Raw genomic sequence first — 18,763 nt, forward strand, 5'->3', positions numbered from 1 at the left:
CGACCCTGAGAGGGATTGACGCATAGTGCTCGACGTCAACTTCTTCGACGAGCTCCGGATCGGCCTGGCCACCGCTGACGACATCCGTCAGTGGAGCCACGGCGAGGTCAAGAAGCCCGAGACCATCAACTACCGCACCCTGAAGCCGGAAAAGGACGGACTCTTCTGCGAGAAGATCTTCGGTCCTACCCGGGACTGGGAGTGCTACTGCGGCAAGTACAAGCGTGTCCGCTTCAAGGGCATCATCTGCGAGCGCTGTGGCGTCGAGGTCACGCGCGCCAAGGTGCGCCGTGAGCGGATGGGCCACATCGAGCTCGCCGCTCCCGTCACCCACATCTGGTACTTCAAGGGCGTTCCGTCCCGCCTGGGCTACCTGCTGGACCTCGCCCCGAAGGACCTGGAGAAGGTCATCTACTTCGCGGCGTACATGATCACGTACGTCGACGAGGAGCGTCGTACCCGCGACCTGCCCTCCCTGGAGGCGCACGTCTCGGTCGAGCGCCAGCAGATCGAGAACCGCCGCGACTCCGACCTGGAGGCCCGCGCCAAGAAGCTTGAGTCCGACCTGGCCGAGCTGGAGGCCGAGGGCGCCAAGGCCGATGTGCGCCGCAAGGTGCGCGAGGGTGCCGAGCGCGAGATGAAGCAGCTGCGCGACCGCGCGCAGCGCGAGATCGACCGCCTCGACGAGGTGTGGAACCGGTTCAAGAACCTCAAGGTCCAGGACCTGGAGGGCGACGAGCTGCTCTACCGCGAGCTGCGCGACCGCTTCGGCACGTACTTCGACGGCTCGATGGGTGCCGCGGCGCTGCAGAAGCGCCTGGAGTCCTTCGACCTTGAGGAAGAGGCCGAGAAGCTCCGCGAGATCATCCGCACCGGCAAGGGCCAGAAGAAGACCCGTGCGCTCAAGCGCCTGAAGGTCGTCTCCGCGTTCCTGCAGACCTCGAACAGCCCCAAGGGCATGGTCCTGGACTGTGTCCCGGTCATCCCGCCGGACCTGCGTCCGATGGTGCAGCTGGACGGTGGCCGCTTCGCGACCTCCGACCTGAACGACCTGTACCGCCGTGTCATCAACCGCAACAACCGCCTGAAGCGGCTTCTCGACCTCGGCGCGCCCGAGATCATCGTGAACAACGAGAAGCGCATGCTCCAGGAGGCGGTCGACGCCCTCTTCGACAACGGCCGTCGTGGTCGCCCGGTGACGGGCCCCGGCAACCGTCCGCTGAAGTCCCTCAGCGACATGCTGAAGGGTAAGCAGGGTCGATTCCGTCAGAACCTGCTCGGCAAGCGTGTCGACTACTCGGCGCGTTCCGTCATCGTCGTCGGCCCGCAGCTCAAGCTGCACCAGTGCGGTCTGCCCAAGGCGATGGCCCTGGAGCTGTTCAAGCCGTTCGTGATGAAGCGCCTGGTCGACCTGAACCACGCGCAGAACATCAAGTCGGCCAAGCGCATGGTCGAGCGCGGCCGCACCGTGGTGTACGACGTCCTCGAAGAGGTCATCGCCGAGCACCCGGTGCTGCTGAACCGTGCGCCCACCCTGCACCGCCTCGGCATCCAGGCCTTCGAGCCGCAGCTGGTCGAGGGCAAGGCCATCCAGATCCACCCGCTCGTGTGCACCGCGTTCAACGCGGACTTCGACGGTGACCAGATGGCCGTGCACCTGCCGCTGTCCGCGGAGGCGCAGGCCGAGGCCCGCATCCTGATGCTGTCCTCGAACAACATCCTCAAGCCGGCCGACGGCCGCCCGGTGACGATGCCGACCCAGGACATGGTCCTCGGTCTGTTCTTCCTCACCACCGACGGCGAGCTGCGTGACACCAAGGGCGAGGGCCGCGCGTTCGGCTCCACGGCCGAGGCGATCATGGCGTTCGACGCCGGCGAGCTGGCGCTCCAGTCGTCCGTGGACATCCGCTTCCCGGTGGGCACCATCCCGCCGCGCGGCTGGACCCCGCCGGCGCGCGAGGAGGGCGAGCCGGAGTGGCAGCAGGGTGACACCTTCCGCCTGCGGACGACTCTGGGCCGCGCGCTCTTCAACGAGCTGCTGCCCGAGGACTACCCGTTCGTCGACTACTCGGTGGGCAAGAAGCAGCTCGGCGAGATCGTCAACGACCTGGCCGAGCGCTACCCCAAGGTCATCGTGGCGGCGACGCTCGACAACCTGAAGGCGGCCGGCTTCTACTGGGGCACCCGCTCCGGTGTCACCGTGGCCATCTCCGACGTCGTCGTCCCCGAGGCGAAGAAGGCCATCGTCGCGGGCTACGAGGCGCAGGACGAGAAGGTCCAGAAGCAGTACGAGCGCGGTCTGATCACCAAGGAAGAGCGCACTCAGGAGCTCATCGCGATCTGGACCAAGGCGACCAACGAGGTCGCCGAGGCGATGAACGAGAACTTCCCCAAGACCAACCCCATCTTCATGATGGTCGACTCGGGTGCCCGAGGAAACATGATGCAGATGCGGCAGATCGCCGGTATGCGCGGTCTGGTGTCGAACGCGAAGAACGAGACCATCCCGCGTCCGATCAAGGCCTCGTTCCGTGAGGGTCTGTCCGTGCTGGAGTACTTCATCTCCACGCACGGTGCCCGTAAGGGTCTGGCGGACACCGCTCTGCGTACCGCCGACTCGGGTTACCTCACCCGTCGTCTGGTCGACGTCTCCCAGGACGTCATCATCCGCGAGGAGGACTGCGGCACCGAGCGCGGCCTCAAGCTGGCGATCGCCGAGCGTGGCGAGGACGGTGTCCTGCGCAAGACGGGCAACGTCGAGACGTCCGTGTACGCGCGCTGCCTCGCCGAGGACATCGTGGTCGACGGCAAGGTGCTGGCCCCGGCCGGTACCGACCTCGGCGACGTGCTCATCGACGAGCTGGTCAAGCACGGTGTGGAGACGGTCAAGACCCGCTCGGTCCTGACCTGTGAGTCCGCCGTCGGCACCTGCGCCATGTGCTACGGCCGTTCGCTGGCCACCGGCAAGCTGGTCGACATCGGTGAGGCGGTCGGCATCATCGCCGCCCAGTCCATCGGTGAGCCCGGTACCCAGCTGACGATGCGTACCTTCCACACCGGTGGTGTGGCCGGTGACGACATCACCCAGGGTCTGCCGCGTGTCGTCGAGCTCTTCGAGGCCCGTACCCCGAAGGGTGTCGCCCCGATCTCCGAGGCCTCCGGCCGCGTGCGGATCGAGGAGACCGAGAAGACGAAGAAGATCGTCGTCACCCCGGACGACGGCAGCGACGAGACGGCGTTCCCGATCTCGAAGCGTGCCAAGGTCCTGGTCCGCGAGGGCGACCACGTCGAGGTGGGCCAGCAGCTCACCGTGGGTGCCACCAACCCGCACGACGTGCTGCGCATCCTGGGTCAGCGTGCCGTCCAGGTCCACCTGGTCGGCGAGGTCCAGAAGGTGTACAACTCGCAGGGTGTGTCGATCCACGACAAGCACATCGAGATCATCATCCGGCAGATGCTGCGCCGTGTGACGATCATCGAGTCGGGCGACGCGGAGCTGCTGCCCGGCGAGCTGGTCGAGCGCTCGAAGTTCGAGACCGAGAACCGTCGTGTGGTCCAGGAGGGCGGTCACCCGGCCTCCGGTCGTCCGCAGCTGATGGGTATCACCAAGGCCTCGCTGGCGACGGAGTCCTGGCTGTCGGCCGCCTCCTTCCAGGAGACGACCCGAGTCCTGACGGACGCGGCGATCAACGCCAAGTCCGACAGCCTCATCGGCCTCAAGGAGAACGTCATCATCGGTAAGCTCATCCCGGCCGGTACGGGTCTGTCCCGCTACCGCAACATCCGGGTCGAGCCGACCGAGGAGGCCAAGGCCGCGATGTACTCGGCCGTCGGCTACGACGACATCGACTACTCGCCGTTCGGCACCGGCTCCGGCCAGGCCGTTCCGCTGGAGGACTACGACTACGGTCCGTACAACCAGTAAGCGAGCAGCTTGAAGGGCGGCCGCTCCCCTCGGGGGGCGGCCGCCCTTCGGCGTTGTCCGGCGTTGTCAGCGGGCCGTCAGCTGCCAGACCGTGACGGCGACCGTGGCCAGGGCGGCCAGCGCGCCGACGCTGGCGAGCGGCCAGCGGCCACGCTCCAGGGCGTCCAGCCGCTGTTCGTGGTCGGCGAGCTGCTTGTCGGTCTGGTCGCTGCGCTGGACCAGCAGCGCGAGCGAGCCGTCGACCCGGGCGAAGCCGGCCTCGACGGTGCCGCGCAGCCGCTCCAGCTCCACAGCGACGGCGGTCGGATCGGAGAGGGAGGAGGGAGAGGAGGGTTCGCTCACGCCTCACCCCGCTCCGTCGGCGCGGCGGCGCCCAGGGACCGTAGCGCGGCGTCCGTGTTCGGCCGGTGCTCGGTGCGCAGCCATGTGGGCAGCAGCGCCTGGACGCCGGGTACGGCCATCACCCGGGTGACTCCCGCGGCGACGGCGAGCACACCCGCGGCCCAGGGCAGGGTGCGGGGGACGCCGACGGCGTCGATCAGCGTGGGCAGCAGCACGCACAGGCCGACAGCGGTCTGCAGGGCGGTGCGAAGGGTGCGCTTGGCGGCCTCTGACATGGGGACCTCGCTTTTTTGGTGTGCGTCAGGCGGTGTGGGGGACCTTCAGGGCCGCCCAGGAGGTGGGGCCCGGCCAGCCGTCGGCGTCGGCGCCCTGGTAGCCGAGCTTGCGCTGCCAGGCGGCGTACGACTGCTGGTCCGCGGCCGACCACTGGGCGGACGGGCCCACCTGGTAGCGGCCGCAGCCCTCGGCGACCAGTCGGCGCCCCATCGCGGTGACGATCGGGGAGTCCGGCTTGTCCCTGAAGAACGAGACACCCGGGAAGGGCTGGTACTGCGGCGGGCGCGGGGGTTGCGGGGGCTTCTTCGGACCGGTGCCGGCGGACAGCCGTGCCTGGATCCGCTGCCGCATCCCGGACATGGAGAAGCCGCGCGGATCGCTCTTCCAGTCGGACCACTCCAGGTGCCCGATCACCGACTTGGCGCCCCAGCCGTGGGCCCGGCACAGCGCTGCGGAGACCCGCTCGATGGCCTCCAACTGGGCGTCGGGCCACGGGTCGTGTCCGTCGCCGAGGTTGACGCACTCGAAGCCGTAGAAGCGGGAGTTGCCGTCGACGGCACCGGCGCTGCCCTCGTGCTCGCGCGGCACCGGCGGCCGGTCGCCGTACGTCTCGCTGATCACGGCCCGCAGCACGGACGGGTCGCCGCCGCCGGCGTGGTTGGCGCGGCCGTTGCCGACGAGGTGGACGGTGCCGTCCTTGGCGATCACTCCGTGGCACAGCGGGCCGGGCAGCGCGGAGTCGCCGTTGAAGCACAGGTTGACGCTGGAGCTGGTGCCGGAGGAGACGGTGTGGTGGATGACCACGCCGTTCACCGGGCCCCAGCTGCCCTTCTGGTTCCGGTTGTGGGTACGCCAGCCGGGCTGCTCCACGACGGTGACGCCCTCGGCGCGCAGCGCGGCGACGAGGGCGTCGGCGGACAGGGGTGTGGCCATGAGAACTCCAGACAGGGGAAAGCCCCGGGCCGGGGGCCCGGGGCGGTGGGGAGGGGGGAGGTGTCAGGGGCCGGTGGTGCCGGTGCCGGGGTCCGGCGTCGAACCGGTCCCGGCCGACGACCACGTGGCGCACAGGTCCACGTACGCCGCCGTGTTGGCCTGGAAGTCGGCGAGGGCGTCCGCGACCGCGCGCTGGATGGCCGTCTGGTCCGGGACGACCGGGTCCGTGCCGACCGGCATCACCGTCACCCGGCCCCAGCCGCGCAGCACCGCGCCGTTCGCGCCGGTCTCGGTGAGCTGGGCGTAGACGGTGACGGGGGAGTAGGTGCCCGTGACGGAGTCCGGCCCGATGATGCTGCTGTAGCTGGAGTCGGAGACGTTGACGTGGATCGTGTGGCCGGCCTCGGAGAGGGTGGCGCGGCCCGCGTAGTCGATGGCGAGGCCCCAGGGCTGGGTGGTGTCGATGTCCATGTGCGTGGCCCTCCTCAGGGCTGGGTCTGGCAGCCGTGCATCAGCACGGGGTTGGCGAAGACGGTGCCGGAGGCGCTGGTGACGCAGGCCTGGACCTCGACCTTGATCTGGCCGCCGAAGGCCGAGCCGAAGTCGGCGGCGACGGCGCCCGTGTAGTCGAAGTCCGCCGGGGCCGTGACGGTGTTCCCCCAGGGGACGCCGTTCACCAGCACCCGCACGCTGCCCGTGGCGCCGGAAGCGGCCCGGGTGTTGACCAGCAGGCGCATGAACGGCTGCCAGACCACGTTGTAGGACATCGCGATCGTGGTCCACGCGGCCGAGGAGGTCTGCGGCCAGCTCGCGGTGGCGGTGTTCTGCGGGGGCAGCATGGCCAGCCAGGGCCGGGCGAGGCCGCCGGTGGCGATGTCGTCGGAGAAGATCTCCCGGGTGGCCTTGTCGTGGATCCGCAGCGGCTGGACGGAGGCGCTGGTGCCGTCGCCGTTGTAGACGCTGAGGGCGAGGCTGCCGGTCTGCCGCCGGATCGCGAGGCCGAACTCGTCCTTGGTCCACTTGCCGACCCGGAACACCTCCGCCCCGTTGCCCGGCGCCCGCACGGAGAGGTAGCCGCTGTCACCCGCCCCCTTGTTGAGCGCGGGCAGGCCGTTGACGGCCGTGGACAGCTGCTGGATCCGGCGTTCCATCTGGGTCAGCCGGTCGATGATGTCCTCGGGCAGCTGGGGCATCAGACCTCCTCCAGGTACAGGTCGGCGGTGTCGGGGCGGCCGCGCTGGGCCGGGCTGACCTTGACGCCGATGATCCGGTAGCGGGCGTCGAGGCCCTCGGCGAACCACTCGTCGGTGATCCGCAGCCGGGCGGTACGGCCGAGCAGCGCGGGCGGCACCAGGTGGTCGAGCCGGATGGTGATCTCCGGGATCACCACCGCCCCCCGCGCCGCGGCCAGTTCCGCCCTGGCCAGGGAGTCGAGGGTGTTCTTGTCGGTGACGTCGGTGTGGTCGGAGGTCAGGTCGATGCGCGGATAGCCCGCGGCGAGGAGGTCACCGGCGACCTGCTCGGTGGAGCACTGGGGGCGTGACTCGGCGGCCTGGTTGTCGTTGACGGACGCGCCGCGGGTGCGGGCGGTGGTGCCGCCGCGGGTGGCGTCGTGCGGGAAGGAGTACGCGAGGATCGAGCCGGGGCGGTCCAGGACCAGATCGGTGGTGCCGATCCGGATCGCGGGACTGCCCAGCTGGAGCCGGCGCACCCGCGCCCCGGTGGCCGGGTCTCGGTAGACGGAGATGCGCTGCTCGAAGCCGTTGTCGACGGCCGCGAGCGCCTCGATGGCCTCCTGGTAGACGGTCTCGTCGCCGTCCCGGTACGCCACCGCGCGCTGCTGCCCCGACGTCTCGGTGCCGGGGCTGACGCCGATGTCGCCCCCGGGCGCCGCCTGGAGATCGGCCCACAGGGCGCGGGCGATGTCCAACTGGTCGCCGGAGAAGGAGCGGTCGGCGCGGATGCAGCGCCGTCGCGCGTACGACTCGAAGGTCGCCGCCTGGATCTCCAGCGTGAGGATGCCCTGGTCGTCGCTGTGCAGGGTGCTGGTCCAGATGATCCCGCCCCACCACAGGTCGTGGCCGCGCTGGAGGTAGACCGAGGTGCGGCCCTCCTCGATGCGGCGGACCCGGGCGGCGGTCTCCGCGTCGGGGACCGGGATGGTGCCGGTCAGTGAGCCGGCCTTGCCGATGTAGTCGTCGACGGTGACGTCGCGCAGCGGCAGGATGTCGATGGTGCTGTCGGTGAGCAGGTCGCAGAAGATCGCGCGGTAGGGAGTGTTGGTGGTCATGCGGCGGTCGGCCCCTCGGTCGTCAGAGCACGTAACAGGCGGAGATCCGCACGTTGTTGCCGGTCTGGATGACCCCGCTGGTCGCCCAGGTGATCAGCAGGACCGAGCCGTCGGCGAGGATGCGTACGGAGCCGTCGGCGTATCCGTCGGTGGCGATCGCGTAGCTGTCCTGGGCCGGCCGCCAGCCCGCCGGCAGGGTGGCGATCTGCGTGTCGTTGAGGTTGCCCGGGTTGGTGGTGCCGGCGGCGGTCGCGACGAGGTTGGCGCCCGTGCGGGCCAGGGCCAGGTTGAAGGAGCACACCCCGCGGGTGCGGCGGGCGTTGTAGCTCAGCACCGACCAGTCGGTGGTCGCGGTGGCCCCGGTGGTGGTGGTCTCCACGGCGACCGGCGGCTGGTAGTCGGCCCAGGCGGTGCCGGACCAGCGCTGCAGCACACCGCCCAGGTCCCGGTACTGGCCCGGGTAGGCGCCGTTGGTGGTGTCGCTGGTGACCGGCAGGATGCCGCCGAGGCCGACCGTGGCGGTACGGCGCCCGGTCAGGGCCGAACTCCAGTTCGGTGCGGTGCTCGCGCTCGCCCCCTTGGGGATGCGGACCTCGTACAGCGGGAGCGCGAGCGGCGGGGTGGGTGGGGCGGCGGGGGTGGCGGCCGCGGTGCCCGGGACGACCTCGATCACGGCCTCGGTGCGGCCGCCGCCGTCGTAGGCGTCGTCGTACACCCGGAGAACGACCAGGTCGATCCGGTCGTACTGGGCGTCGCCGTCGGTGAAGGTGAGCGTCAGGTCCTCGGCGAGGGCGACCGGGTAGGCGCCCTGTCCGTCCGGGCCTTGGACCAGCGCCCGGCCCGGGTGGACCACGGCGGTCATGGTCCCGGCGACGCCCTCCGCGGTGAAGCCGGAGAGACGGGTCGTGCCGTCCGCCGAGCCCGGCAGGATGCCGGAGCGGGACGCGACGGGCGAGACGGGGGTCATCGTGCCGAGCGGTACGAGGCGGGTGTCCTCGCGGGACTGTCCGTCGGGGGACAGCCAGACGGAGCGTGCGGCCACGTCGACTCCTTTCGGATCGGGTCAGTTGGCCGGGTCGACACGCAGGAAGAGGGTGTCGAACCAGCAGGTCACGGCGGCGTCGTTCGAGCGGTGCATGGCGGTCATCGTGTAGACGAGGCCCGGCGTGAGGCCGTACAGCCGCCACATGGTCGCGACCGAGGCGCTCACCGGGCCGCCGTACATGCAGGAGAAGTCGTCGCTCGCGGCGAACGTGACGGTGCCGTTCTGGGAGATCTGCGGTGCCATGAAGGCGGAGCTGTTCGTGCTGTTGGCGGTCCACATGCGCGCGCCGAAGTGCAGCAGCACCGCGCCGGTGGGCGGGGCGGTGAAGTTGAGGCTCAGCGGGCCGCTCGTGTTCGCCAACGTGGACGTGTACGTCGTCGAGTTGGTGGACCCCGAGGTCACGGACCCCGCGTACGCCGAGGTCACCACGGCCGAGGTCCACGCCGAGCCGTTCCAGCGCTGGAGCACGCCGGCCGACGACTCGCGGTACTGCCCGGTGTAGCTCCCGGTGGTGACCTTGCCGGCCGGGGCGATGCCGCCGGTGCCCTTCGGATAGGCGATCCAGGAGGTGCCGTCCCAGCGCTGGAGGGTGCCGTCGACGTCCCGGTAGTGGCCCGGATACCCGCCTGCCGCCGTGTCGCCGGAGCGCGCCGGCAGGATGCCGCCGACCGCGACGGTGGTGGACCGCAGGTCGGTGAGCGCGGTGTTCCAGTCGATGCCCTGGGCGGCGCCGACGCCCGCGGCGACGGTCACCGCGAACAGGGGCAGCGAGGCGTCCGGGGCGGCGGGCGCGACCGGAGTGGGGGCCGCGGTGCCCGGGACGATCTCGGCCACGGCCTCGGTGCGGCCGCTGCCGTCGTAGTCGTGGTCGTAGATCCGGAGCACGACCAGGTCGATCCGGCCGTACTGGGCGTCGCCGTCGGCGAAGGTCAGCGGGACCGGCTCGGTGACCGTCACCGGATAGGCACCGCGGTCCGGCGGGCACTGGATCACCGCGCGGCCGGCGCCGAGCTGGGCGGTCATGGTGCCGGTCGTGCCGGTCAGCGACAGACCCCCGGTGAGGTACTGACCGCCCGCGGAGCCCGGCAGCACACCCGAGCGCCCCTGGCTCTCGGTGACCGGGGTGAGCGCTCCGGTCTGGGTCACCCGGGTGTCCGCCCGGGTCTGGCCGTCCGGGGACAGCCATGCGGAACTGATGGTCATGGCGGACCCCTTGTCAGGAGGCGGACTCGTAGGTGCCGTAGATGGTCAGCACGTCGTTCGCGGCCCAGGTCATCGGCAGGCCCTTGTCCCAGATGCCGGCGCTGAACGCGAAGCCGTCGCGCAGCGAGCGGACGACGCCGCCGCCGGTGGTCGCCAGCAGGCCGGTGCCCTGGTAGAAGAGCTGCGTCGACTGGTCGAACGCGACCGCGGTCAGCACCCGGCCGTCCAGCTTCCAGGTGGTGGAGGTCGGCGCGGCGGGCAGCGAGAACGTCCAGTTGGCGTTGGTGGCCTGGGCGGAGAGGTTGGTCGTGGAGCCGATCTTGAGATAGATGCGGACCGTGACCACGTTGCCCGTCTTCACGTACGACCCGGCCAGGGTGCCGTTGCCGATCGCGGGCTTGGTACCGGTCTCGGTACCCCAGACCGGCGTGTAGTCCACCCACTTCGGCACCGGCTGGTACGACACCCACGCCGAGCCGTTCCAGCGCTGGAGGAGCCCGGACGAGGAGTCCCGGTACTGCCCGGTGTAGCTCGCCGTGCCGACGGTGCCGGCCGGGGCGATGCCGCCCAGCGCGCTCGGGTACGACACCCACGCCGAGCCGTCCCAGCGCTGGAGCGCGCCGCCGGAGTCGCGGTACTGGCCCGGGTAGGCGCCGTTGCCGGTGTCGCCGACGGCGGGCAGGATGCCGCCGACCGCGACGGTGGGGGTGCGCAGGTCGGTGACGTCGGTGCTCCAGTTGATGCCGCCCTTGCCCGCGCTGATCCCGGCGCGGACCAGGACCTGGTAGAGCGGCAGCCCGATGGCCGGGGCGGCGGGCGGCTGCGGGTTGGCGTCCGGTGTGCCCTTGACGATCTCCAGGGTGGCCGTGGACTGCTGGGTGCCACCGGAGGCGCCGGTGTCGTACAGCGCGTCGTAGATCTTCAGCACGACCAGGTCGATACGGGGGTTGTCCTCGCCGTCGGCGAAGGCCAGGGGGGCCGGTTCGGGCAGCGTGACCGGGTAGGCGCCCTGGGTGGCACCGGCCGCGACGATGGCCCGGCCCTCGTGCACGGTGGCCTGCATGGTGCCGGCGGTGCCGTCCAGCCAGAAGCCGGACAGCCGGTTGAGACCGTCGTACGACCCGGGGAGGATGCCGGAGCGGACTTCGAGCGGGTTGGCCGGGGTGGTCGCCCCGATCTGGGTCAGTCGGGTGTCCTCGCGGGTCTGGCCGGTCTCGGCGACCCAGGAGCTGCGGAGGTTCATCTGGCGGTCTCCCGTGTTCTCGTGGCTGGGGTACTGGCGGTCGCGGGCCTCACCACTCCGCCGAGCGCCAGCGGACGGTGAGACGGGCGCCCGTGTCATGGCTGTCGGGGCGGAACGCGAGGCCGGCGCGGCCCGGTTCGAAGGCGAACAGCTCCTCGGGGCTGCTGTCGGCGGCCGCGGTGTGCCGGCGGGAGGCGGTGGCGTTGAGGGTGACGGTGCCCTCCGCGGTGTCCACGACCAGCTCGTCACCGGCGGCCAGGGCGATCTCGTAGCGCAGCCGCAGGCCCGAGGTCCGGTCGGTGACGGTCGGGTTGACGCACGGACCGGTGAAGGTGAGCACCGGGTGGGTGGGGGCCGAGCCGTTGTTGTCGGCGTCCACGTCTCCGGTGGAGGTCGCCTGCCCCCAGTACAGCGGCCAGGTCAGCGGCCAGGTCAGCCCGCTCTCCGGCTGCGGGGGACCGGTGACGGCGGTCTGCTCGTCCATCGTGTACCGGCGCGGGTCGGTGGCGTACCACTGCACGGTCGCCTTGGAGACGCCCTGGGTGGTGTACGTCCGGTCGGCGGCCAGCACCCGCTGGCTGACCCGCGCCCGGACGGCCAGCGTCTCGCCGTGCAGCCGCACCGCGAGCCAGCGTTCGTCGTCGCCGAGCAGCAGCGCCTGGCGCAGGACGCGCATGGCGGCGAGCGAGGAGGCGGTGTCGTCCTGCGGCGGCAGGGTCCACACCGTGGCGCCGACCTTGCGGGGCTTGGCGTAGCGGGCGCCCGGCCAGGCGCCGTGCGCGGTGGGGTGGTCGGCGTCGGTGGTGTCGTAGTCGGGCAGGTCCTCCCAGCCGGTGAGCCCGCCGCTGTCGATCTCGTACGGCGTACCGGGGCCCATCAGAAGTCCGGCCCACTGCATCTGCCCGTCGAGGGTGATGAGTGAGCCGGGTGGGACGTCGTCGGTGTATGCGGTTGTGGTCAGGTCGGCCATCGGGCCTTCACCTCATTCGGCGGTCGTCATGAGCAGGCGTGGGCGGAGGCCAGGAAGAGCAGGTCCTGCGCGGTGCCGTAGGCGCCGGCGCCGTGGCTCTCGTGGAACTCCTTGACGCGGTAGCGGGCTTGGGCGGTGGTCCGGTGCCGGGCGGCGAGCGCGCGCCGGCGGTCGAGGGCGGTCAGCGGCAGCACCCTTCCCGCGCGGGCGTGCGTGCCGGGAACGACGACGCCGCCCTGCGCGAGCATCGGGATCTTGTCCAGGTGTACGCCGAACTTCTTGCCGAGGAAGCTGAAGCTGAGGTGGTTGAGCCCGTCGATGACCCAGTTCGCGAAGGCGACGAGCCCCTGGATCGGTCCCTTGACGACCCCGGCGACGGTCTGCGCCCCGGTGGTGACGAACTGCCCCATGCCGCGCAGGGTCCCGGTGACGGCGTCCTTGACCCGTTGGAACATCCGGGGGACGTCCTTGGTGATCCAGTCCAGCACCGGCCGCACCACGTCCTTGAGTCCGTGCCAGACCGCGGACACCCTGCCGCCGAGGGCTCGGGTGTCGCCGGTGGTGAGGGCCTTGAGGACGGCGAACCCGGTGCCGACCAGGGCGCCGAGGACGGTGAGCACGCCGCGGATGACGGTGAGGTACCCCTTCAGGTACGTGCCCACCACCGTCGCGACGACCTTGAGCACCGGTACGAGGACGGTCAGCACCGACTCCACGTACTTCAGTACCAGCGTGGCCAGTTGCTCCATCAGCTTCTGCCCGGTCTCGGAGTTCATCGCGAGGTCCAGCAGCCAGCCGGCGACGGGGAGGAGGATGCCGGTGAGGAAGCCGACGGGGTTGGCGCGGGTGATCAGGTTGACGGCGAGCATGATGCCGGAGCCGATGGTCATGGCGGTGCCGAACTTGTCCAGCAGCCCACCGAGCACACCGGAGGCGTCGAGCAGCGCTCCGACGACGGCGAAGACCCCGCCGAGCCCCGCGCCGAGCTTGCCGAGCGACTTCCCCGCGCTCTTCGCCCTGCCTCCCGCGGACCTGATGCGGGACCCGGCGGTGGTGGCGGTGCGGCCGGCCTTGGTGACGGAACGGGCGGCGGTGTCCGCGCTCGACTTGATCCGCTGGACGGCGGTGGCGCTCTGCCGGGCCGGCGTCCCGACCCGGTCGAGGTCCGTGGCCGCCGTCTTGACGCGGTCGGTGAGGGCGCGCGCGCCGGCCCTGGCCTGGTCGGACTTGCCACGGAAGGAACGCAGGACGGGCAGGGCCCCCTTGAACGGGTTCCGTACGACCGCGCTGCTCATCCGCGCGCCTTCGCCAGGAACATCAGCGCGTCCGCGGTCCGCTGCGGGCTGCTGTTCTCGGCGGCGTAGTAGTGCTCGATGTGCAGCGCCCCGCCGTCGGGCCCGGAGGCACCGCCGGGCGCCCGGCCCCGCGCGGCGGCCCGGCGCAGCAGCAGGTCGAGCTTGCTCAGCGGCAGCACGGCCTCCGCCTCACCGGCCTCGGCGAGGATCGCGGGCACGCCGCCGGAGACCGGCATGACGACACCGCCGGTGGCGAGGGCCGGGATGTGCGGGAGGCTGACGCCGAAGGTCTTGCCGCCGACCATCGGGACCCAGCCCGGGATGGACACGTGGATGCCGTTGAGGGCGCTGATGGCGCGGTTGATGATGCCGATGACACCGTTGATGGGGCCGGTGACCGCGCTCTTGATGCCGTTGAAGGCGCCGCTCGCGATGCCCTTGAGGCCGCCCCAGATGCTGGACAGCCGGTCCTTGACGGCCTTGAAGGCGCTCGGGATCGCGGACTTGATCCAGCCGACGACCGGCGAGATGACGGCCTTGATGCCGTTCCAGGCGCCGGAGACGACCGACTTGATCGCCTTCAGCGCGCCGCCGATGACCGACTTCCAGGTGTTGACGGCGGACCGGATGACGCTCGCGATGGCCTTGAAGATGGACGAGACCGTCGACTTGACGCCGGTCCAGACGGACTTGATCAGCTTGCCGGCACTCTTCATGATCGGCCCGATGGCCTTCATGACGCTGCTGATCACGGTCTTGATGACGGTGAAGGCCTGTTTCATGACCTTCTGCATCGTCTTCGAGTTGGTCACCATGTCGATGACCTTGTCGATGAGCGGCTGGAGCAGCTGCATGAGCAGGCCGAAGAAGTTGCCCTTCATCGACTTGTTCATCTTGTCCTGGCCCTTGGCCGCCTTGCTCGCCCCGGACTCGTACTTCCCGAGGTTCTTGCCGGCGCCGGACCCGGTCTTGCCTGCCTTGCCGAGGGACTTCTCGGCCGTGTCCGACGCGGACTTGAGGCCCTTCAGCTCCTTCTCGGCGCTCTGCGAAGCCGACTTGAGGTCCTTGAGCTGACCGGCGCCCTTCTGGCCGGCGCTGCCGATTCCCTTGGCCGACGCAGCCGCGCCGGACGCCTTGGACTTGAAGTCCTCCAGAGACCCGGACGCCTTCTTCAACGAGCTGACGAGGCTCATGACGCACCTCCTTCGAAAAGGGTGAAACGGTCAGGCAATGGCGTTTGCGGCGTTGGTGGCGGAGGTCGCCAGGTCCCGGAACATCTTCCGTACGTTCTCCGCGTTCCGGTTGAGTTCCTTGGCGGCGTCGGATATGTCACGGAGAGTTCGGGGCTTGGGAAGCTTGTCGTGATCGAAGGGCTCCAGTTTCGTGTGGAGTTCCCCGATGGCCGTGGCCACTTCCCTGATGTCCTCCGCGGGGTTCGGTTCAAGTTTTTCCTTCAGTTTCCCGACCGCCGTGGTGATCTTGTTTATGGCGCTCGGGGATTTCATCTCCCGGATCTTCGTGTTGAAGGAATGGATTTTCGGGGGAAGCCCGCTGAGGGCCGTTTTGAGGTCATTCAGCTGCCGTGGCGTGGCGCCGTCCAGGTTGACGGAGAGACTGTTGTTGGCTTCCGCGTCCGCGCGTGTCTGCTGCCTGGGCAGCCCATTGTCGCCGAGGGTCCAGATCTTGCCGGTGAACTTCTCCCACACCCAGTTGAGGATATTCCCCATGTTGAACAGCTTGTCCTTGAGGAAGGCGATGCCGGCGGCGACTCCGGCGATGGCCAGGGTCAGCGGGTTCAGCTGCTTGAAGGCGTCGAAAAGATCCTTCAGTCCGATCGCCTCGGCGAAAGCCTCCCACGGTTTCTTCTGCTCGTCGGGGCCGCCCTTGATCGCATTGATGATGTCCTGCTTGTCGGTCTTGGTGAGAGCGCCGGCATTCTTTACGTGTGTGTTCAGTGTCGTGTTTACCGTGCCGATGTCCTTCTTGAGGTCCGCAATTTTCTGCAGGACCTGGGGATCCGAATCACAGGCCATTTTTGCCTCGCTTCATGGATGCCGGGTATTGACTTCGCCGCTCGGCGGCCACTAGGTTGCCCATTCTGATGCTCTTCGCTTTTTCAGGGGGGATTCACGAATGGGGAAGCCGGGCGGCGTGGTAGACCTTTTGGGGCTCTTGTTCATGATTTTGGGTTTCATGGGCGTGCTGATCCAATTGACCAGCTTTGCGACCTACCGGCGCCTGCGGATCCTGGAGCGTTCCGGTACCGAGGGCGAGGCCGTGGTCGTACGTCATGACCGCATGGACGGACTGCACCGCGTCTACTTGCGGGTCCGTCTGCCCGAGGGAGGCGAGGGGCGGGAATTCTACGAGCGGCATCGCGAGCTGATCGGCGGGCCCGGCACGGTCGTCCCCGTCGTCTACGACCGCAGGAAGCCCAGCCGGGCGAAGACCGGGAGCCGAGAGGACTACGACTATCGCGCCGAGCGTCTCGCCGTTTATCTGCTCGGCTGCGGCGGACTGGTCCTCTTCGTCGCGGGATTCGTGATGGTGTGCCTGGTCCGCCCCTGGTGACGGCCGGGTGACACCGCTTCGCCGCGGGAGGAGCCGCGAGCCGCCCGGGGGAGGGGGCGGGGTGGCTCGGAGCCGTGAGGGGCTACGCGGTCTCTTCGGCCGGCTGAGGGCCGAACGGTAGGGGTGAGGGCGGTGGCGCGAGTGATGGCACCGGCCGGGAGAGCCGTGAGGAAGCCGTCGGCATGGATGCCGGGGCCCGGCTTGGGGCCGAGCCAGGAGACCGGGAACCGGATCGGGGGTGTCCTGGAGGACGCCGACCGCGGCGAGGGCCGGTAGCGGGCCGGCGGGCCGCCCGTTCCGTGGTCGTGCGGGCGTGGCGCCCGACGCCGCAGGGGGTTACGGCCGTCCCGGCAGCCCCCGGGTCTCGGCCAGCGCGTCCGACCAGCCGGCCGCGTACGCCCGGGACTCCCGCGCGAGCAACTCCTCGTAGAGCCGGTCCAGCAGGGCCTCCGGGTTCGGGGCGGGGGAGTGCAGCAGGGTGGCGAGGCGGGCGTAGGTGTCGCTCGACTGCTCCGGGAGGTTGCTGGTGCCAGTCGCCATGTCGTCCTGCTTTCCGGTCTGTCCGCTGGGTCCTGCCGTGGTGCGTGCGGCGCTTCTCCGTGGCGTTCGAAGCGTGCTGTTCGAACTAGTGTACGAGTAATTCCCTCGGGTCGTTCGGTGTTTGGCCGGGACCTTGCGCCCGCCGCGTGGACCCGACCTGCGGTGACGCAGGGGGGTCGGGCGGGATGCGCGGCAAAGCCGTGGAGTAGGATCCGGCCGTTCCTCCCATCGGTGAAGCAACGGTGAACGTTTTGGTCCCACAAGGGACCTGAGGGGCGATCAGACGACGGCGGACGGCGCAGGGGCAGCCGTTCTCGCGCGGGGGGCGCGATGGGGCAGGGACGAGGGCAGGGCCTACGGGGTGGACGGGGACGCGAGCGGTACGCGGCAACGGCACATGATCGATTGGCTGGAACAGGCCCCTGATCTGCCCCACCTCATCGCCCGCGTCTCCGAGCTCGTCCTCAGCCTCGGCCACGCGCCCGAGGACCTCGTGGTCATCCCGCGCGCCGAACTCGACCGGCGCGAGCTGGCCGCGTACAGCGCCGGCTGGGCCGATGTCGTCGACGAGGAACTCCCCGCCGTACGGCAGGCGTACGAACAGCGGATCACCGCCGCCTACCTCCAGGGCCAGGAGGACGCCCGCACCGGCCGCCGTCCGCGCCGTGCCCGCCGGACCGAGGGCGAGGGGGGCGGCGGAGAGGTCATACCGCTGCCGTACGTCCGACTTCTCGTCCCCCCGGACGAGTTGACACGCGTCGAACAGCGTGGCGAACGGGAGCGGACGGTCGCGGGCGGTGCGCCGGCGCCTGGTGCGGAGGGCGAGAACGCCGCGGACGACCCGGAGCCGGCCGCCGAGGGGAGCGACGCGGTCGAACCGGTGGCCGACCCCGGCTCCGCCGCCGACATCCTGCTGTCCGCCCGTGAGTTGCGGGAGCGCAGGCCGGCCGACTCCGAACGCCGCCCGGTGCTCCGCCGCAACGGCCGCCCCAGTGTGCCCCCACTGGCCCGCCAGAGCGACGCCGGCCGTGACAGGTCCCGCCGCGCGGACCCGAAGGACGCGCCGCCCGGCCGCGACGAGGACCGTCCCCGCCTCTCCGACCGCGCCCGCGCCCTCGCCGACGAACTGGAGGGCCGGGTCCCCCCGGCCCGCCGACGTGACGACCAGCAGGGGCCGCCGGTACGGAGGTGAGGGAGCGGGGGGAATCGCATCCCTCCCCTCTCAGCCGAAGAAATGCGCCAGTTGAGAGGGCGAGGGCGGCGGTCCGTCCGACGCGGCCGAGGACGGGGCCCCGGCCACCGTTCCCGGCTCGTCGGCCGTTCCGTCCTCCTCCGCGTCCCGGTGCTCGGGTCGCGGCACCGGCGCCGGCGCGTCCGGCTGCTCGCCCTCGTCGGAGTTGACGCAGGCGAACATCCAGTTGGCGGCGGCGAGATGATCCACGGCCGCCGCCAGCAGATGGTCCGTCACCGACCAGTCCGCGGACTCGCCGTGGAGTTCCCGGTTGAGGGCGCTGTCCCGCGGGAGGTGCTTGACCAGCACCGCGAGCCGCCGGGCGGAGAGGCGGTCGCGGTGCCAGTCGAGCAGGTCGATGCCGTAGTAGCGGAGCAGATCGGCTTCGAGGGCCTCGGCGTGTTCGTCGACGAACCCGACGAGGCTCAGTCTTCCCCCAGGCCGAGCCCGGTCTCCTTGCCGTAGGCCTCCAGGATGGCGGCGATGTCCTGCATGGTGACCTCGTGCTGCTCGAAGCGGGCGAACTGCTTCTCGCCCATCAGCAGCCGCAGCAGCCCGTCGACGTCGTTGTCGTCGAGCTTGCGCAGCGCCTTCGCGGTGGCGCGGCTCAGCTCGGTGGGCAGGGTGTAGTTCTCGCCGTCCAGGTCGAACGACCAGGTACGGCCGAGGGCTTCGAGGCGCTGGGCGCGGGCGGCGTTGACGTCGAAACGAGCCATGGTGACGGGTGCTCCTTGGGTCCGCGGGACAGGGGAATGAGGGCAAAGGGAACAAAGAGAACAAGGAGGGTGGGGGAGAGGGAAGCGGCGCCCGCGCGACCCGCGTCACCTCGGCACCGAAGGACGACAGCTGGTCCACCATGCCGTTGACGGGTCGCCCAGGCCCTGGTGATGGGCGCCGCC

19 protein-coding genes are annotated in these 18,763 nt (G+C 70.4%); 3 read left to right on the top strand and 16 right to left on the bottom strand.

All coding sequences use genetic code 11. From position 1 onward, the window contains the following. Positions 1-25: 25 nt before the first annotated feature. Positions 26-3,925 (top strand): DNA-directed RNA polymerase subunit beta', encoded by a 3,900-nt coding sequence (locus ACWDD7_RS32895; RefSeq protein ID WP_351876648.1) that lies wholly within the window; start codon positions 26-28, stop codon positions 3,923-3,925. A gap of 66 nt (positions 3,926-3,991) precedes the next feature. Here the strand turns inward: ACWDD7_RS32895 and ACWDD7_RS32900 are convergent, their stop codons facing one another. The 13 genes from ACWDD7_RS32900 to ACWDD7_RS32960 form a co-directional block, all read right to left on the bottom strand. Next, positions 3,992-4,267 carry a hypothetical protein gene (locus ACWDD7_RS32900; RefSeq protein ID WP_450460061.1) on the bottom strand — a complete coding sequence of 92 codons (276 nt, stop codon included), beginning with the start codon at positions 4,265-4,267 and terminating at the stop codon, positions 3,992-3,994. After that, positions 4,264-4,542, bottom strand: a complete 279-nt coding sequence (locus tag ACWDD7_RS32905) for a hypothetical protein (RefSeq protein WP_351876647.1) — start codon at positions 4,540-4,542, stop codon at positions 4,264-4,266. The genes ACWDD7_RS32900 and ACWDD7_RS32905 overlap by 4 nt, the downstream gene beginning before the upstream one ends. A gap of 25 nt (positions 4,543-4,567) precedes the next feature. Further along, positions 4,568-5,476 (bottom strand): peptidoglycan-binding protein, encoded by a 909-nt coding sequence (locus ACWDD7_RS32910; RefSeq protein ID WP_450460062.1) that lies wholly within the window; start codon positions 5,474-5,476, stop codon positions 4,568-4,570. Between the two features lie 63 nt (positions 5,477-5,539). Further along, positions 5,540-5,947, bottom strand: a complete 408-nt coding sequence (locus ACWDD7_RS32915) for an ATP-binding protein (protein WP_450460063.1) — start codon at positions 5,945-5,947, stop codon at positions 5,540-5,542. Between the two features lie 14 nt (positions 5,948-5,961). Continuing rightward, positions 5,962-6,669 carry a hypothetical protein gene (locus tag ACWDD7_RS32920; protein ID WP_351876644.1) on the bottom strand — a complete coding sequence of 236 codons (708 nt, stop codon included), beginning with the start codon at positions 6,667-6,669 and terminating at the stop codon, positions 5,962-5,964. Next, positions 6,669-7,766 carry a hypothetical protein gene (locus ACWDD7_RS32925; RefSeq protein ID WP_450460064.1) on the bottom strand — a complete coding sequence of 366 codons (1,098 nt, stop codon included), beginning with the start codon at positions 7,764-7,766 and terminating at the stop codon, positions 6,669-6,671. Before ACWDD7_RS32925 ends, ACWDD7_RS32920 begins: the two co-directional genes overlap by 1 nt. 22 nt (positions 7,767-7,788) lie before the next feature. Beyond that, on the bottom strand, positions 7,789-8,808 hold the full coding sequence (locus ACWDD7_RS32930) for a hypothetical protein (protein ID WP_450460065.1): 1,020 nt from the start codon (positions 8,806-8,808) through the stop codon (positions 7,789-7,791). 21 nt (positions 8,809-8,829) lie between these two features. Beyond that, positions 8,830-10,014 carry a hypothetical protein gene (locus ACWDD7_RS32935; RefSeq protein WP_450460066.1) on the bottom strand — a complete coding sequence of 395 codons (1,185 nt, stop codon included), beginning with the start codon at positions 10,012-10,014 and terminating at the stop codon, positions 8,830-8,832. 13 nt (positions 10,015-10,027) lie between these two features. Further along, a complete protein-coding gene (locus ACWDD7_RS32940) occupies positions 10,028-11,257 on the bottom strand; it encodes a hypothetical protein (protein WP_450460067.1) in 1,230 nt (409 codons plus the stop codon). A gap of 49 nt (positions 11,258-11,306) precedes the next feature. Next, positions 11,307-12,227 (bottom strand): phage distal tail protein, encoded by a 921-nt coding sequence (locus ACWDD7_RS32945; RefSeq protein ID WP_450460068.1) that lies wholly within the window; start codon positions 12,225-12,227, stop codon positions 11,307-11,309. Positions 12,228-12,253: 26 nt separating this feature from the next. After that, entirely contained in the window at positions 12,254-13,522 is a 1,269-nt protein-coding gene (locus tag ACWDD7_RS32950) for a tape-measure protein (RefSeq protein WP_450460069.1), read from the bottom strand. After that, a complete protein-coding gene (locus tag ACWDD7_RS32955; RefSeq protein WP_392218195.1) occupies positions 13,519-14,715 on the bottom strand; it encodes a phage tail protein in 1,197 nt (398 codons plus the stop codon). The genes ACWDD7_RS32950 and ACWDD7_RS32955 overlap by 4 nt, the downstream gene beginning before the upstream one ends. A 30-nt stretch (positions 14,716-14,745) precedes the next feature. Further along, complete coding sequence (locus ACWDD7_RS32960; protein ID WP_450460070.1) at positions 14,746-15,555, bottom strand: hypothetical protein; 810 nt, start codon at positions 15,553-15,555, stop codon at positions 14,746-14,748. A gap of 160 nt (positions 15,556-15,715) precedes the next feature. Between ACWDD7_RS32960 and ACWDD7_RS32965 the strand changes: the two genes are divergently transcribed. Next, positions 15,716-16,093, top strand: a complete 378-nt coding sequence (locus ACWDD7_RS32965; RefSeq protein ID WP_450460071.1) for a hypothetical protein — start codon at positions 15,716-15,718, stop codon at positions 16,091-16,093. Positions 16,094-16,429: 336 nt separating this feature from the next. Here the strand turns inward: ACWDD7_RS32965 and ACWDD7_RS32970 are convergent, their stop codons facing one another. Beyond that, complete coding sequence (locus ACWDD7_RS32970; protein ID WP_450460072.1) at positions 16,430-16,633, bottom strand: hypothetical protein; 204 nt, start codon at positions 16,631-16,633, stop codon at positions 16,430-16,432. Between the two features lie 397 nt (positions 16,634-17,030). On the opposite strand from ACWDD7_RS32970, the gene ACWDD7_RS32975 reads away from it, so the two are divergent. Next, on the top strand, positions 17,031-17,825 hold the full coding sequence (locus ACWDD7_RS32975; RefSeq protein WP_450460073.1) for a hypothetical protein: 795 nt from the start codon (positions 17,031-17,033) through the stop codon (positions 17,823-17,825). 30 nt (positions 17,826-17,855) lie between these two features. Here the strand turns inward: ACWDD7_RS32975 and ACWDD7_RS32980 are convergent, their stop codons facing one another. Together ACWDD7_RS32980 and ACWDD7_RS32985 are read right to left on the bottom strand one after the other, a co-directional pair. Further along, on the bottom strand, positions 17,856-18,224 hold the full coding sequence (locus tag ACWDD7_RS32980; protein WP_450460074.1) for a hypothetical protein: 369 nt from the start codon (positions 18,222-18,224) through the stop codon (positions 17,856-17,858). A 65-nt stretch (positions 18,225-18,289) separates the two neighbouring features. Beyond that, positions 18,290-18,580, bottom strand: coding sequence for a hypothetical protein (locus ACWDD7_RS32985; protein WP_285561844.1), 291 nt, complete (start codon positions 18,578-18,580; stop codon positions 18,290-18,292). Positions 18,581-18,763 lie beyond the last annotated feature (183 nt).

It is taken from the genome of Streptomyces sp. NPDC001056 (genome assembly GCF_053598955.1).